The sequence below is a fragment of the Limosilactobacillus reuteri genome (genome assembly GCF_020785355.1).
Lineage (GTDB): Bacteria > Bacillota > Bacilli > Lactobacillales > Lactobacillaceae > Limosilactobacillus > Limosilactobacillus reuteri_I.
In genome coordinates this window covers 1-209 of record NZ_JAJGVH010000054.1, presented here as the reverse complement: position 1 = coordinate 209, position 209 = coordinate 1, and the positions used below count along the sequence as shown (strand labels likewise).

1 rRNA gene is annotated in these 209 nt (G+C 47.4%); it reads right to left on the bottom strand.

The features are described 5' to 3' along the window. Nucleotides 1-94 (bottom strand): 5S ribosomal RNA (gene rrf / locus LMB56_RS01965); the annotation flags it as partial. Nucleotides 95-209 lie beyond the last annotated feature (115 nt).

Sequence of the window (209 nt, the reverse complement as noted above, 5' to 3'; positions counted from 1 at the left end):
AGGGAGCGATCCCCCAACTACTTTCGGCGTGTTGAAGCTTAACTTCTGTGTTCGGCATGGGTACAGGTGTATCCTTCAAGCCATCATCACCACACTCTTTGTCCTTTCGGACGAGAGCTTGTGCTCTCAAAACTAAATCCTATCTATTCTCTTCCAATAAACCTTACCGCTCCTTGGTTAAGTCCTCGACCGATTAGTAATGGTCCGCT